Origin of the sequence: Cyclobacterium amurskyense (assembly GCF_001050135.1) — a bacterium.
GTDB classification, from domain to species: Bacteria; Bacteroidota; Bacteroidia; order Cytophagales; family Cyclobacteriaceae; genus Cyclobacterium; species Cyclobacterium amurskyense.
In genome coordinates, this window is record NZ_CP012040.1 from 2,348,137 (window position 1) to 2,361,545 (window position 13,409).

The following is a 13,409-nucleotide window of genomic DNA, read 5'->3' on the forward strand; positions in this document are numbered from 1 at the left end:
TTCTCAGCCACAAAAATAACGCAATTCTTTGACAATCGTCGGGTATTGTTCAAGCAATGTGATAGATTATAATTTAGATGAAGTGAAAAAGGACAAACCTATTGTTCCTTATTGGTTTAGCTTAGGAAGATTTAGGTTTATCCTCAGCAGTGTTATAAAATCCAGACCAGCTTGGAATGGGATTTAGATTTTTGAAGGATTTCCGAAATACTTTTTCTTAAGCCAAAAGGAGACCCTAACCAATAGAATTAATGCTGGTACTTCTACCAATGGCCCGATTACACCTGCAAAGGCTTGTCCGGAATTCAACCCAAAAACAGCGATGGAAACAGCTATCGCCAATTCAAAATTATTGCCAGCCGCCGTAAATGCAACAGCTGCCGTTTGGTCATACTTTGCGCCCATTGCTTTTGTAAAGAAAAAGCCAATGATAAACATCAAGGTGAAATACAGTAGCAAAGGGATTGAAATGAGCAAAACGTCCATCGGAATTTCTACAATCAATTCGCCCTTTAAGGAAAACATTACCACGATTGTAAACAATAAGGCGATCAAAGTCATGGGAGAGATCTTTGGAATAAATACATTATTGTACCATTCCTCACCTTTAAGTTTAACTAAAATGAATCTGCTTAAAATCCCCATCAGAAATGGGATGCCCAAATATATGGCAACGCTTTCAGCTATGGTTGCAATCGAAATATCCACTATGGCACCTTCAAAACCAAAATAGGGAGGAAGTACGGTTATAAAAATCCAGGCGTAAAAGCTGTAAGCAAAAACCTGAAAAATACTGTTTAAGGCCACCAAACCGGCCCCATATTCAGCACTTCCTTCTGCAAGGTCATTCCAAACCAGTACCATGGCAATGCACCTGGCCAATCCAATAAGGATTAGTCCAACCATGTATTCAGGGTAATCCCTTAAAAAAGTGATGGCCAATAAAAACATCAAGACCGGGCCAATAATCCAATTCAAGACAAGGGATATGGATAGGATTTTTGTGTTTCTGAAAACCTTGGGTAAAAGAGAATAATTGACCTTTGCCAAGGGGGGATACATCATTAAAATTAACCCTATGGCAATGGGAATATTGGTTGTTCCACTATTGAAGGCATTGATGATTTGAGGAAAGTTTGGAAAAAAATTGCCAAGTGCAACCCCAAATGCCATGGCCACAAAAATCCAAAGGGTTAAGTTTCTGTCTAAAAATCCTAATTTTTTAGCTGCCATCTTATAATTTGATTTGAGAGAAAATGTAGTAGCATTCAGTTGCAATCTGTAGGCTTCTTTCTTGGTATTTTTCCGCTTGCTCAGGTGTGTTGTCAAATGCTTTTGGATCTTCAAAAGTTATCGGAATCCGTTTTTCTGCCCCTGAGATATTGGGGCAAGCTTCATCTGCCTGTGAGCAAGTCATGATGGCAGCCAAATCAGATTTGGGATTGAATTCGTCGTCTAAGCTTTTGGAAAACCCTATGATGGGATGCTGATTTTGAGAATATTTTATGCTGTAAATTGGGTTGTTATCTCCTGAGATAGCTTTAATATGGAACCCTGAATTTTGCAGTGTTGCGGCAACCATTGGAAAAAGCGCTGTGGCTTCTGTTCCTGCAGAGTAGCAAAAGACATTCTTTACCCCAAAATAATAAGCCATCGTTTGTGCCCAAATCTGGGACAAGTGGCTTCTCCTCGAATTGTGGGTACATATGAAATTAAGTCTAATTTCCTTTTGATTGTCAACTTTGACCTGAATGAAGTCAATTAAGGGTTTTAAAACGGATTTGCGTTCATCCGTGATTTCTTCAGGATTTAAGTTTTGGATGGTATTTATTAATTCCGGAAACAATGTAGACTGAGTTGCTTGCATTGGTAATTTGGTTGGATTAGGAATTTTCATCTATTTATTGCTATAATACGATTAATCAAATAAAATTTTTTTAGCAGCAATTTGGTTTATTTGAAATGTCCTGGTCTAGAAATTCAGACATAAGCGATTTCATGGCGGCCCATTTCTCCGTATTGATACAATAGCAAACGCTAGTGCCTTCTACATTACCTTTAATTAAACCCAAGTGTTTTAGTTCCTTGAGGTGTTGTGATATGGTAGGTTGAGCCAGTCCGATTTCATTCACAATATCTCCACAAACACAAGAATCTATTTTGAACAAATATTGTAATATGGAAACTCTAGCGGGATGCCCGAAAGCCTTTGCAAACAAAGCGATTTGGTTTTGTTTGTCGGTAAATTTCTCTGTTTTTGCTAGTCCCATTTTTCCCTGCTATTTAATTGCAATATTACGATAAATAATTAAATCATCAAAATTGTCTATACGCTTTTGGCTGTTCTTTCCAGTGAAATATTAGTTCAAACCCATTGACAAAGGTCAAATGGAAACCGTGTCAACAACTTATTCCCTACACGTTTGTTCAACCCGAAATATGCAATAGACAATCTATTAAGTGCTGAAATCGCTTCAAAATCAGCCACTTCGTTGCTGTTTTCAATTTCACCATAGCGGTGCTATGCTAAAATTTCCAAACACGATTTTCTTGCGATTGCAACACTTCCCGTAAACACGGGACAGGCTTCACCCCTGACTATTGTCAGGACGGAGAAATTCTATTACATAATCCGGGTTCAATGGAGAAAATATGCCACCCTTTCAGGGCTTGGGAAATTATAAACCATTTAACGATGGGCTGCACCCATCACTATTAGATGTCAGCCTTTCAGGGCTCAATAAATAAGAAATACACAAGCCGAAATCGAAGAACAATTTAAGCCCTGAAAGGGCAAAATATCAAAGCACAGGGTGAAGCCCTGTGTAAGCATCAATCATTCATAACCAAGCCTTAAAAGGGTGGTATACTATTCTTCTGCCTCCAGGTTTAAATTGTACCAGTCAATTTTACGAGAGAAATACATTACTATACCTAGAATTATAAATACACCAATACTACCTATAAGTAGGGCGTAATCCTGAAGTTGTATGATAACAAAAATAAAGGAATACAGCACAGCCAAAACCCCTGAAATCAGCATCGTTAATTTTGTTGATTTCAAAATCGCTTTGACATAACCAGCAATGAGAGAAAGTGTAGCAACGGCAGAAATAATAAATGCCAAGTTGAATTTTAAGTGCTCGGAGATGGCCAGTAATAGGGTGTAAAAAACGATCAGAGAAACCCCAACCAGAATGTATTGAATAGGGTGGATGAAAATCTTATTAAGCACTTCAATAAAGAAAAACACCAGGAAGGTAAAACCGATAAACAATATGGCATACCGAATGGATCTATAGGACTTTTGATAATTGTCAACAGGTAGGAGTAGGTCTATCCCAAAAGCCGAGTGCTCAATTGAATGGCGACTGCTTGCCCAAATTTGCGGATAGTTTCTGTTCAAGTGCAACACATTCCAATTGGCATTGAACCCTTCTTCGCTTACTTCTCTGTTGTCTGGTAAAAAAGCCCCATTGAAACTTGGGTTGGGCCATTCTGAGGAGAGGTCAATGTCCGTTACTTTGCCTACGGGTGTGAAGTAAAGTTTTTGGCTTCCTTTTAGGTCCAGACTGAAATCGAAATTGTAGATTTTATCCGCATTTGGGTCGATTGCTAATGAGGCATTGATGCCGCTGCCAGTGATATCATTGGAGGGTACACCGGGATTGAAAGAAAGCTTTTCTTTGTCCCAGTTTAAATTTACTTGCTTTTCAATTCCTCTCAGGTCATTTATACCAACCACAAATTCGGCTTTGTCAAATAAAATATTTTCAGGTTGAATGTCCAGGGCCTTAAGGTCAAATTGATTGAAAGTTCCTGAAATATCAAGTTTTGAATTGTAGACGACTATTTCGTAGATGCCCCTATGGCGCTTTTCCGGGTTAATTTGGCCTGAAATGGTAAGCTGTGTGGGCAATACATGGAGGTATTCCTTTAGCTGAACAATCTTCTCTATGGAGTCTTTCTGTGAGAATTGCTTTACATATCGATGATAGGGAATTGAAATAAATGGTCCTGAAATGGTCTGTTCCTCACCCCATTTGGCGCTTACTTCCCTGATAGCATCGTTTTGTGTCCACTCCCTTTCACTAATTAAATTTTCAATCATAAAAGTTGGAATGAGTAATAACAAACCAATGAAGGTGATTGTAGTTACTTTAAAGTAGATATTGGTTTTCAGGTTTTTCATGCGAAGGGGGGCTTACAGTTGCTTATACAAAGAAATAAAAGGTGTTTTTTCAGATTATCAAAGAGTGTGCCTTACCAAGTTAATTTTGGTTAATCCCGAAATCGAGAAAGAAAATATTTCGCCATGTCAGGACTTATGGAATAATTAATTCAAGTTCCGATGGGCTGCACCCATCGCTTTGAGATATCAGTCTTTCAGGCTTCCACTCTATAGAATTAACTATATCCTTAACTTAATTCTAGCCCAGTAGGGGCGGAATATATCCCGGAAACTCCTCAGAACGAATGTAAAATTAAGTTCCAGTTTTAAGTTTTCAATTAGGTGGAGAGGTTCCATAAGAATTCCCAATCCTTTGAAATGGGGTTTTTTCTTCTAATAATAGGGGGCTTGCTCTAACAAATTCAATTTTTATACCTAAAATTATCCAACTTAGTTATATTTCTCATTATCAATAATTGTAGCCTTGTGCTTTCATAAATCTTTCTTAATTTCATTCGATTTTAACTACGCATATTTATAGCATACTTTATGAAAGCCTTTTTTACTCTTTTTATTGCAGCATTTCTTTTTTTTGGATGTTCAGCATTTAGCCAGACAAAGTCCCAGGCGCTTTCCAAAATCAACACAGAAGGCTTTCAGCGATCGCAGGTTATGCAACTCATTGGAGATTTGTCTGATGTTTATGGGCCTAGGTTGACCGGAACAGATCAATACCTTACTGCAGCCCAATGGGCGAAGAAAACCCTTGAAAACTGGGGCGTGGACAAGGTGTACTTTGAGAATTACTGCGATGACTGCATGGGTTGGGAAGTGAAATCATTTAATGTGGAAATGATTGAACCGGCTTATATGAAAATACATGCCTATCCATATGCCTGGACCGAAAGTTCAAATGGGGTGCAAATAGGGGACATGGTTTGGATAGAAAATTATGGCGACATAGAAGCCGTGAAAAAACAATGGGCAGGCAAACTGGAAGGCAAGACTGTTTTGATAGGTTCCGTTCCCAAGCAAAACATGTTATTTGATCCGCTCTCAACTCGATTTACCAAAGAAGAAATAGAAGGTGCGAAAAAAGATATCCTACCTGCTTCCCCAAGCCCCCTTGGGCCAACTTCCGGAAATGTGGACTTGGTGGCCAATAAGGATGTTGTTTTCGAAAAAGGAATGCGGAAGAACGATGCTTTTTATGCCTTTTTGAAAGAAGAAGGAGCGCTTAGCATTTTAGGAACTACCCCTTTATCGCCAGGAATTGTTCACCCAAGTGGCACCTACAGTTTTAGAGAAAGTCATATCAAATCCGTTCCCTATTTTGCGATTTCCCCGGAAAGTTTCGGGAAATTAAAACGTTTGGTAGACAGATCCATTCAACCAAAAATCAAATTTCACCTGGACTCAGAACTTTATTTAAAGCCGAAAAACAATGTGAACATCATCGGAGAGATTACTGGTTCAGATCCCGTATTAAAGGATGAGGTGGTGATGATAGGCGCCCATTTTGACACCTGGCATCCGGCCTCTGGGGCCACAGACAACGGTGCAGGCACAGGAGTGATGATGGAAGTAATGCGGATCATCAAAGCCACAGGATTAAAACCTAAGCGAACGATAAGAATTGCCCTTTGGGGAGGGGAGGAACAAGGCTTTTTAGGTTCCTTGGCCTATGCTGAGGACCACTATGGCAAAGTAGGCGAAACAAGCAGAAAAAAGGAAGTAGAAAAAATTTCCGCCTATTTGAATATGGACAATGGAGCGGGTAAAATGCGAGGCATCTACTTGCAGGGAAATGAAGGCGTACGGCCTATTTTTGAAGAAATGCTGACTCCCTACAAGCATCTCGACGTGGATAACCTCAGCATCCAAAACACCAATTATACAGATCACGATGTTTTCGATTATTACAAAATCCCTGGATTCCAGATCATTCAGGACATGCTAAACTATTTCACCGTAACCCATCATACCAATCTGGATGCTTTGGAATATGTGCCCGAACGAGATGTAATGATCAACGCTACGGTGATTGCTGCTCTTGTTTACCAAATTGCAGAAAGAGAGGAAATGATGCCGAGAGAGGAGTAGGGGTTGGTTTTAGGGGTTGGAAATGCTTAAAACACCCGGGATTTCCTGGGTGGTTGGTAGAACTCTTAGGGCAATAGGAAAGGTATTACCTTTATTTTTTAAAATAAACAATTTTTCTGTTTTATAACTGCCTTGGTTCTATAGGTAAAGGGAGTTTTATACTCGTTTTGCAAAATTAATTGAATGGGTGGTGCTTGAATCCTTGTCCTAAATTCTTAATTTGGTCGTTGGGAATTAGGGTTTGGGGAGATAGCCTGGATATTCGCTACTCCGAGGTTAAACATAGCTATATACAGTTTACCCACCATATGAAAAAAGAGTTCGTCATATCAATAATAATTAGTCTGACATTTTTGTCTTTAGGCTTCGCATTGCTTCACTACGAACAAATTGGATATGGACTTTCATTCTTTGTGTTCTTGCCATTTGCACTCGGATATATTTTAGGGAAATCAACAACTAAGACAATCAGCTTGTGGGGACTGATTATTTCCCTTGCCATTTTCTTTATTCTACTTCTGGCAGGAGGACTTGAAGGAATGGTATGTGTTTTAATGGCAATGCCTTTAATTATAATAGCAATTGCACTTGGGGCATTTGTGAAATCCATGATTAAAAAATACAGGAATTCAGATAAACAGGACAATTTGATTAAGAGTTCAGTTCTTCCGTTCTGCCTCTTCTTAACATTTAGCTTCATTGAGACAGAGTTAACTAAACACGAGCAATTTGTTATTGAAGTTAAGTCAGAAATAATTCTGCCATATTCACCCCTTGATGTTTATGAGACAATAAAGTCAGTTGATACACTTGATGCTGAAAAACCTTTCTTGATGAAACTTGACTTACCAATTCCACAAAAATGTATTCTTGAGGAAGAGAAGGTTGGCGGACTGAGGACTTGCTATTTTGAAGGTGGACAGATAGTCGAAAAGATTACCGAACTTGAAAAAGGCAAAATTTTGAAAATGGACGTTATTGGCTACCAGTTGACGGGTAGAAAATGGCTTGGTTTCAAAGAAGCAATTTACCTTTTTGACGAGTTGGATAACGGAGGAACAAAGATGACGAGGATAACGACATATACTTCGGAATTAAACCCGAGGTTCTATTGGAGACCGTTAGAAAAAATCGGGATTGAACAGGAACATGAGTATGTATTCAGCAATTTGAAAAAAGATTTAAAAAATAAACACGGAGGGTAACAATATATATGAAATCATAGCGCCCTTTGGGACACTACGCTTTATATATTAGCGTATGTGCAAAGCAAAAAAACACAAAATATGAAGAAGCTATTGTTAGTTCAAATGACTCTTTTCTTTTCAATAGTATCTTTTGCCCAAGAGAAAGAATACATTAATAAGGAAGACGGGTTTGCAATCAATTACTATCCGAACTGGAAAGTCATAGAAAAGAAGTACAGCGCCTTGTCTCTTTTTGCCCCACCTGAAGGGCCCAAACGACAAACAGGCTGAAACATTAGGCATAAACATAAATGACTCACAGGGCATGTCTCTCGATGAATATTATCAGACATTTGTTACTTATGGTGGTCTTGAAGAACTAAGTAGTTATGAAAAATTGAGTGAAGGGGAAGAAACGATTAATGGATTGAAAGGTAAATGGTTTGAGTGTAAGTATAAAGATCGCGGAATTTTTGTAACTAACTTGATATACCTGATACCCAAAGGTGATAAGATATTTATGCTAACAAGCTTTTCTTCTACCGAGAAGTATCCTAAATATAAAGATAACTTTCTAGGTATGATCAAATCTTTTGAAGCAATGTGAACTCAGCACATAACACCTTGCAGCATAAACCCCTGTTTGCACAATATTAGAATACTAGTTACCCCAACGGCAATCATTGATCAACGGAAGATAAAGTGCAAACTGGACCAGGACATCTGCTGCATTTATCGTTTTTGTGCCACGAAGCTTTGGTAATCCAGTAGGCGAAAATCCTACCTAAACAATCTCCTATTCGATTAGGAATTAAACCCGTGAGAGTTTCGCTGAAGCTTTATTTGCTCAAATGAGCAAGCCGTATAAGGGAAAACTTCTTAGACTGAGCCATGTTTTCGGGGTGCGGTTTGATGAAATTGGTGCTGGTTATTAAGGTTACTAAAGGGGAGGAATTTACCCTTATGATTTTTAGCACTGGGAGATTGAAAATGTAACTGTTTTTATTTGGACGTTGGTTTGGATATCTTTTTTTTTGGTGGATCTCCATTGGCCCAAAGAGAGGAGTAGGTAATGGGGGGATTATTTTAGGTAGTAGCGAGGTCCATATACTTTAAAATTAGAGGGGCCTATTATTGGTAAATAAAACAAGGAATACAATCAAATGCCGGCAAAGTGGCATAAGCTTTTAAGGACTGGACGAGTCATAAACATAGGAGCAATTTAATTATGTTCACGTTTATTTCTTGTTCACGTAACGTGAACATGTTATATTTGTGAACATATGGAGAGAGAAATATTAAATATTGCCTTAGAGAATGTACAAAAAGAAATTCCTTTGCAATTTCACTATACACCAAAAGGACAATTCGATGGTGAACTTGAACTGAATTATAACCAACAGCAATATCTCTTTTTTATTGAAGTAAAAAAAGAAGTACGGCAATACATTGTAGCTCAGCTAGAAGCGTATAAAGGAACAGATTCAGACGTCCTTTTAGTGGCAGAACGGATTCCTAGCAAAGTAAAAATTGCCTTGCGTGAACGAAAAATGCCTTATATAGAGGCAAATGGGAATGTTTATATAGAAAAAAGGGAATTATTCTTATTAGTAGATACCCACAAACCGATTAACCACACAAAAGAAAAAGGAAATAGAGCATTTACAAAAACGGGTTTAAAAGTACTCTTTCATTTTTTACTTAAGCCAGAGCTCGTGAATAAAACCCAACGAGAAATCGCAGAATATACAGGTGTAGGTTTAGGTAATATCCCGCAAGTCTTAGATGGGCTGAAAGCAACTGGATATCTTCTACCACTAAATAAAAAAGAATATACTTGGCAAAAAAGAAAAGAACTGTTATTTCGCTGGGTCGAAGATTATGAAACTATCCTCAAGCCAGGGTTAAAGAAAAAGACTTACCAAATGAGGATAGATTGGAAAGATATTCAATTAAATGAAAGGATTGCTGCTTGGGGAGGGGAGCCAGCAGCCGACTTGATTACCAATTACCTGCGACCTGAGAAATTTATTCTTTATACGAATGAAGATCAAGCTAACCTAATAAGGAACTATAAACTTAAACCTAAAAAGGAAGGTGATCTAGAAGTCGTAGAAATGTTCTGGAATCAAAACCTGAATACCCAAATAGCTCCTTCAGTAATTGTTTATGCTGAACTTTTAATTGGAGGAGGTAAACGAAATAAGGAAACTGCAGAAATGATATTTAATGAGCAAATCAAACCAATCTTATAAAGAGTTAGCGATACCCCATTTTTCCGAGGTCTTTCATCTCATTGATGAAGTAATGAAAAAATTTGGAGTCCCATATTATCTTATTGGTGCAAGTGCGATTGCCTTAGAATTACTTAAAGACAATATTAAACCAAGCCGAGGAACAAAAGATATAGATTTTGCCATTATGCTCTCTTCAATGAAAGAATACGAGGCGATTGGAGAAGCTTTAAAAATAAAAGGCTTTCGTAAAGCGAAAGAACCATGGACTTATTATTTTGAAAAGGATAATGTAGTTATAGATTTACTACCATTTGGTCAAATACAAGAAAATGACACAGAGGATTTTAATAAACGGTATTCAGATTTGCACATCCTAGGTTTTCAAGAAGTGCTGGAATCACCATCTCCTATACAAATAGAAAATAGATGGGTTAGCGTCCCCCCTTTAGCTGGTATGATACTTTTAAAATTAATTGCATGGAGTGATAGGCCAGAAGAAAGAGATAATGATTTAGGAGATATCCTAAAAATAATAACGCATTTCTATGATATAGGATTCGATAAAATTACCGAAGAACATTACGACACGATGATTACCGATGATTTCGATGAGAAAATAATTGCGGCAGAGGTACTAGGTAGAGAGGCAAGGAAATACCTGAAAAAATCGAAACCATTTAATGACCGTATTCAGAAAGTAGTAGCTGAAAATCTTACTGAAGTACACCTTTCAGCTATTGCCAAGGAATGGTCACGGCAATCTGAAGATGATGTAGAATATACATTTAGTTTACTGAAGGCATTTCAAAAAGGAATTACAAAAGGAAACGACTTGAAGAAGCGGCGCAGGTAATTTACTCATTATTATTATCTTTAATGGCATTAAGTGGTTAGCTATCAGTATGTAGCAGCCTCACCATCAAAAAAGGAAATAATGATTGAAATACTTGAAAAATTAAAAAGCATTCTTTCTATTTTTGGAATGAAGCTCGATATGTTTCCTGGAATTCCAATAGCACTAATTCCAATATACTTTTTTGTTAACCATTTTAAAGAGGAAGTCTTGATAATAATTCGTGCAGAAGAGCTAAATGAAAGCGCCCAAACAGTGTTAATTATGATAATAATTTTGATATTGGCCATTACTTTATGGAAAGCATCAGGGTTTTTATTGGATTGGATTTATGATTTACTTTCCCCGCAAAAGAGAAATAAAGAATCCGATTTGAATAGACATATTAAACAGGCAAGAGAAAAGTGGGCAGAAAGAAATCCAATATATAAAAGTGAAAATGTTTCAATTTATGGAGATACAATAAAACTACTTGAAGAGAGTGATCAAAAGGGTTATAATGATGTTAAACTAATATTAGCTGCTTCTAAATTTTTCAGAATATTGGTTATTCCAACTTTAGGGTTATCTATTGTTAACTTTACTTCGAACCAAGTTTCCATTGGAATTATTTTATTGATGTTGGGGATATTATTTTTAATGATTTCATTTTCATTTAGAGCAGAGCAAAGTAGAAAGTTGTATAACTGGTTCATAATGAAAGGGTAAACATGAATGCTTCCGAAAACAATTGCTAAATTATAATACTTGTGCTAAGAAATTCATTGAGTAAGTATAAGATAGGTATTCAATTAAATAGGTTGTCGAAAAATAAAAACGACGCGAAGTCTATGTACTTCGCTTAGTATCATCAGTAGTAAGAATTCACAGAAGTCTAGCATAGTGGAACTTTTAATTTATGAAGTCTAATGGAGAATTATTAACTTAGATAAAGTTTGTTTTCATGATAACTAAGACGCAGCTATTGAATTCTTTAGATCAACTTCCTGAAAATCTAACGTTTGATCAACGGTGGATCATTTGATTTTCATACAGAAAGTAGAAAAGGAGTTGGACGATAGCTCAAATGGGCGAATTCGTTCTAAAGTGGAAGCCAAACAAAAACTGAATCGATGGTTAAGTTAGTTAGGACTGGTTCGGCCATTCTCGATTTAGACAATATTGGTGAATATATCGCAAAGGATTGCATTCGTTTGCATTCGATGAATGCTTGTAAGAGTCTTGGGGAATAGATTGTATTTGCGTAAATCCCTAGAAAATAAAAAGCATATCCGGATGTTATCTACCATTTAGATAAAATGAAAAAAGTAGCCATTGACATTGAGACCAAAATTTGGGCTGAAATAATTAGAGTTCTCCGAAAAGAAGGATGGATAGTAACAGCTAAATATTGGGGATATGATGCTGGGATAGATGCTGATTATTGGTGCCTAAGAAAAGGACTGAGAAAAATAGAATTTGCTTGGTCTAATTGGACTGAGGGTGAAATAAGGGCTAAGGAATCATTGCTAAGTAAAATTGAAGAGAAACATAAAATCAAATTTAAATATGGAGAACCTTCGAACCTAAAGAGGTCTGTAATTGTAACATTTAAGTTACAATCCTTGCCACTTTGGATTCTCAATAGGTTCAATTTCTTAGATAATAAATTATGAGCCAAAAATTACCTACACCACCCTTTAAATTTTTGTTGGTACTAATCGTACTGATACCTATTTCAATTTCAGTTTTTGCACAAAAGAACAAGGTTTTAATAGTGTCTGACACCTGGCCTGAAATGGACGTCCTTGCAAATGGCTTGAAGGAAAATGGGTACATCGTTAGCAAAGCAAATGAAGAAGAGCTTGAATCCGATTTATCCGGTTTTGACTTTGTTTTTATGTATGTTCATGTAACCCATGCACCCAGAACGACACAGGTATTGATTGATTATACCATAAACGGAGGTTCATTGGTTGTCCTGCACCATGGAATTTCCTCTTCCAAAATGAAAAATCCCGAATGGCTTGACTTTTTAGGTATACAATTGTACCCAAGGGATCACCAGGAATACCCATGGAAGGTATTGGCTAATTTGACCTATTCAATGGTGAATTTGAATCCCGGCCATTTTATCACTAGTAATGGGATCGAATATGAAAAAATTACCCCATTTAAATCTGAATACGAAACCATTTACGAGGGTGAATATAGTGCTTTCCAACTCGTCAATACGGAGTTGTTTTTGAACCAACGTTTTACCGATGACCAAAGAACAATTCTCTATGGTTTTAGGACGGAAGATGGATCAAGAGTTCAACCCACTTCAGGCTGGTATTGTCCAAAAGGCAAAGGGATGGTGTTTTATTATCAGGCAGGCCATGAGGAATTAGATTATCAAAACCCGAATTTCCTGCAGGTTATATTGAATACGCTGGAATGGGATCCGAGTTAAAGTTTATCCGTTCCGATTGATTTGTGCCCATCGACAGGCTCAGGGTACAAATCAATCGAGAAATAATCATTCTAAGGGCTGGAAATGCCAAACAGTATTCTTAAAAGTACCCTAAAGTGCATACGGGAAGAAGAATGCATCAATTCAACCTGGGTTAGGAATCCATTTAACTTACTGGCCGTTATCAAACCCTATGTTGGCATTAGCGAAAAAGAGAAGAATGATATCATAAAAATTTCCATTGACAATGTCCTGCAATTCTCACGTAATGATGGAGGCTTTGCGAATTCAGTAAAGGATGAATATGGAACGACAGATGGTTGTTCATAGGCAATAATCACCAGAAACGCTTTGCGCGATTGGGTAGGACTGGAGCCATTAATTATACCAAATACCGATTCTTTTTTAAGGATATTGGGATCGG

At 37.3% G+C, this 13,409-nt stretch carries 14 protein-coding genes; 10 read left to right on the forward strand and 4 right to left on the reverse strand.

Annotated features, from left to right (window positions below; translation table 11 throughout):
• Positions 1-183: 183 nt before the first annotated feature.
• The 4 genes from arsB to creD all read right to left on the reverse strand — a co-directional run bounded on the left by arsB (position 184) and on the right by creD (position 4,192).
• Positions 184-1,233, reverse strand: coding sequence for an ACR3 family arsenite efflux transporter (gene arsB / locus CA2015_RS09685; protein ID WP_048641722.1), 1,050 nt, complete (start codon positions 1,231-1,233; stop codon positions 184-186).
• A gap of 1 nt (position 1,234) precedes the next feature.
• Positions 1,235-1,867: an arsenate-mycothiol transferase ArsC gene (locus CA2015_RS09690; protein ID WP_048644458.1), complete on the reverse strand. Its 633-nt coding sequence runs from the start codon at positions 1,865-1,867 to the stop codon at positions 1,235-1,237.
• Positions 1,868-1,937: 70 nt separating this feature from the next.
• Positions 1,938-2,270: an ArsR/SmtB family transcription factor gene (locus tag CA2015_RS09695; RefSeq protein WP_048641723.1), complete on the reverse strand. Its 333-nt coding sequence runs from the start codon at positions 2,268-2,270 to the stop codon at positions 1,938-1,940.
• A 599-nt stretch (positions 2,271-2,869) separates the two neighbouring features.
• Complete coding sequence (gene creD, locus CA2015_RS09700) at positions 2,870-4,192, reverse strand: cell envelope integrity protein CreD (RefSeq protein ID WP_048641724.1); 1,323 nt, start codon at positions 4,190-4,192, stop codon at positions 2,870-2,872.
• Between the two features lie 528 nt (positions 4,193-4,720).
• On the opposite strand from creD, the gene CA2015_RS09705 reads away from it, so the two are divergent.
• The 10 genes from CA2015_RS09705 to CA2015_RS09755 all read left to right on the forward strand — a co-directional run bounded on the left by CA2015_RS09705 (position 4,721) and on the right by CA2015_RS09755 (position 13,315).
• The gene (locus CA2015_RS09705; RefSeq protein WP_048641725.1) at positions 4,721-6,274 is read left to right on the forward strand and encodes a M20/M25/M40 family metallo-hydrolase; all 1,554 of its coding nucleotides are present in this window, start codon (positions 4,721-4,723) and stop codon (positions 6,272-6,274) included.
• Positions 6,275-6,582: 308 nt separating this feature from the next.
• The gene (locus CA2015_RS09710; protein WP_048644459.1) at positions 6,583-7,479 is read left to right on the forward strand and encodes an MFS transporter; all 897 of its coding nucleotides are present in this window, start codon (positions 6,583-6,585) and stop codon (positions 7,477-7,479) included.
• A gap of 81 nt (positions 7,480-7,560) precedes the next feature.
• Positions 7,561-7,752 (forward strand): hypothetical protein, encoded by a 192-nt coding sequence (locus CA2015_RS09715; RefSeq protein ID WP_048641726.1) that lies wholly within the window; start codon positions 7,561-7,563, stop codon positions 7,750-7,752.
• A 34-nt stretch (positions 7,753-7,786) separates the two neighbouring features.
• A complete protein-coding gene (locus tag CA2015_RS09720; protein WP_048641727.1) occupies positions 7,787-8,068 on the forward strand; it encodes a hypothetical protein in 282 nt (93 codons plus the stop codon).
• A 676-nt stretch (positions 8,069-8,744) separates the two neighbouring features.
• Positions 8,745-9,716: a type IV toxin-antitoxin system AbiEi family antitoxin gene (locus tag CA2015_RS09730; RefSeq protein ID WP_048641729.1), complete on the forward strand. Its 972-nt coding sequence runs from the start codon at positions 8,745-8,747 to the stop codon at positions 9,714-9,716.
• Positions 9,691-10,551 (forward strand): hypothetical protein, encoded by an 861-nt coding sequence (locus CA2015_RS09735; RefSeq protein ID WP_048641730.1) that lies wholly within the window; start codon positions 9,691-9,693, stop codon positions 10,549-10,551. The genes CA2015_RS09730 and CA2015_RS09735 overlap by 26 nt, the downstream gene beginning before the upstream one ends.
• A gap of 81 nt (positions 10,552-10,632) precedes the next feature.
• Positions 10,633-11,259, forward strand: a complete 627-nt coding sequence (locus CA2015_RS09740; RefSeq protein WP_157470406.1) for a hypothetical protein — start codon at positions 10,633-10,635, stop codon at positions 11,257-11,259.
• Between the two features lie 590 nt (positions 11,260-11,849).
• The gene (locus tag CA2015_RS09745) at positions 11,850-12,206 is read left to right on the forward strand and encodes a hypothetical protein (protein WP_048641732.1); all 357 of its coding nucleotides are present in this window, start codon (positions 11,850-11,852) and stop codon (positions 12,204-12,206) included.
• Entirely contained in the window at positions 12,203-12,985 is a 783-nt protein-coding gene (locus tag CA2015_RS09750) for a ThuA domain-containing protein (protein ID WP_048641733.1), read from the forward strand. Before CA2015_RS09745 ends, CA2015_RS09750 begins: the two co-directional genes overlap by 4 nt.
• Positions 12,986-13,069: 84 nt before the next feature.
• Positions 13,070-13,315: a hypothetical protein gene (locus tag CA2015_RS09755; protein WP_048641734.1), complete on the forward strand. Its 246-nt coding sequence runs from the start codon at positions 13,070-13,072 to the stop codon at positions 13,313-13,315.
• Positions 13,316-13,409 lie beyond the last annotated feature (94 nt).

Excerpts from the sequence above, each read along its gene's own strand:
- arsB (WP_048641722.1), bottom strand. The coding sequence starts at position 1,233 with ATGGCAGCTAAAAAATTAGGATTTTTAGACAGAAACTTAACCCTTTGG.
- CA2015_RS09690 (WP_048644458.1), bottom strand. The coding sequence starts at position 1,867 with ATGCAAGCAACTCAGTCTACATTGTTTCCGGAATTAATAAATACCATC.
- CA2015_RS09695 (WP_048641723.1), bottom strand. The coding sequence starts at position 2,270 with ATGGGACTAGCAAAAACAGAGAAATTTACCGACAAACAAAACCAAATC.
- creD (WP_048641724.1), bottom strand. The coding sequence starts at position 4,192 with ATGAAAAACCTGAAAACCAATATCTACTTTAAAGTAACTACAATCACC.
- CA2015_RS09705 (WP_048641725.1), top strand. The coding sequence starts at position 4,721 with ATGAAAGCCTTTTTTACTCTTTTTATTGCAGCATTTCTTTTTTTTGGA.
- CA2015_RS09710 (WP_048644459.1), top strand. The coding sequence starts at position 6,583 with ATGAAAAAAGAGTTCGTCATATCAATAATAATTAGTCTGACATTTTTG.
- CA2015_RS09715 (WP_048641726.1), top strand. The coding sequence starts at position 7,561 with ATGAAGAAGCTATTGTTAGTTCAAATGACTCTTTTCTTTTCAATAGTA.
- CA2015_RS09720 (WP_048641727.1), top strand. The coding sequence starts at position 7,787 with ATGTCTCTCGATGAATATTATCAGACATTTGTTACTTATGGTGGTCTT.
- CA2015_RS09730 (WP_048641729.1), top strand. The coding sequence starts at position 8,745 with ATGGAGAGAGAAATATTAAATATTGCCTTAGAGAATGTACAAAAAGAA.
- CA2015_RS09735 (WP_048641730.1), top strand. The coding sequence starts at position 9,691 with ATGAGCAAATCAAACCAATCTTATAAAGAGTTAGCGATACCCCATTTT.
- CA2015_RS09740 (WP_157470406.1), top strand. The coding sequence starts at position 10,633 with ATGATTGAAATACTTGAAAAATTAAAAAGCATTCTTTCTATTTTTGGA.
- CA2015_RS09745 (WP_048641732.1), top strand. The coding sequence starts at position 11,850 with ATGAAAAAAGTAGCCATTGACATTGAGACCAAAATTTGGGCTGAAATA.
- CA2015_RS09750 (WP_048641733.1), top strand. The coding sequence starts at position 12,203 with ATGAGCCAAAAATTACCTACACCACCCTTTAAATTTTTGTTGGTACTA.
- CA2015_RS09755 (WP_048641734.1), top strand. The coding sequence starts at position 13,070 with ATGCCAAACAGTATTCTTAAAAGTACCCTAAAGTGCATACGGGAAGAA.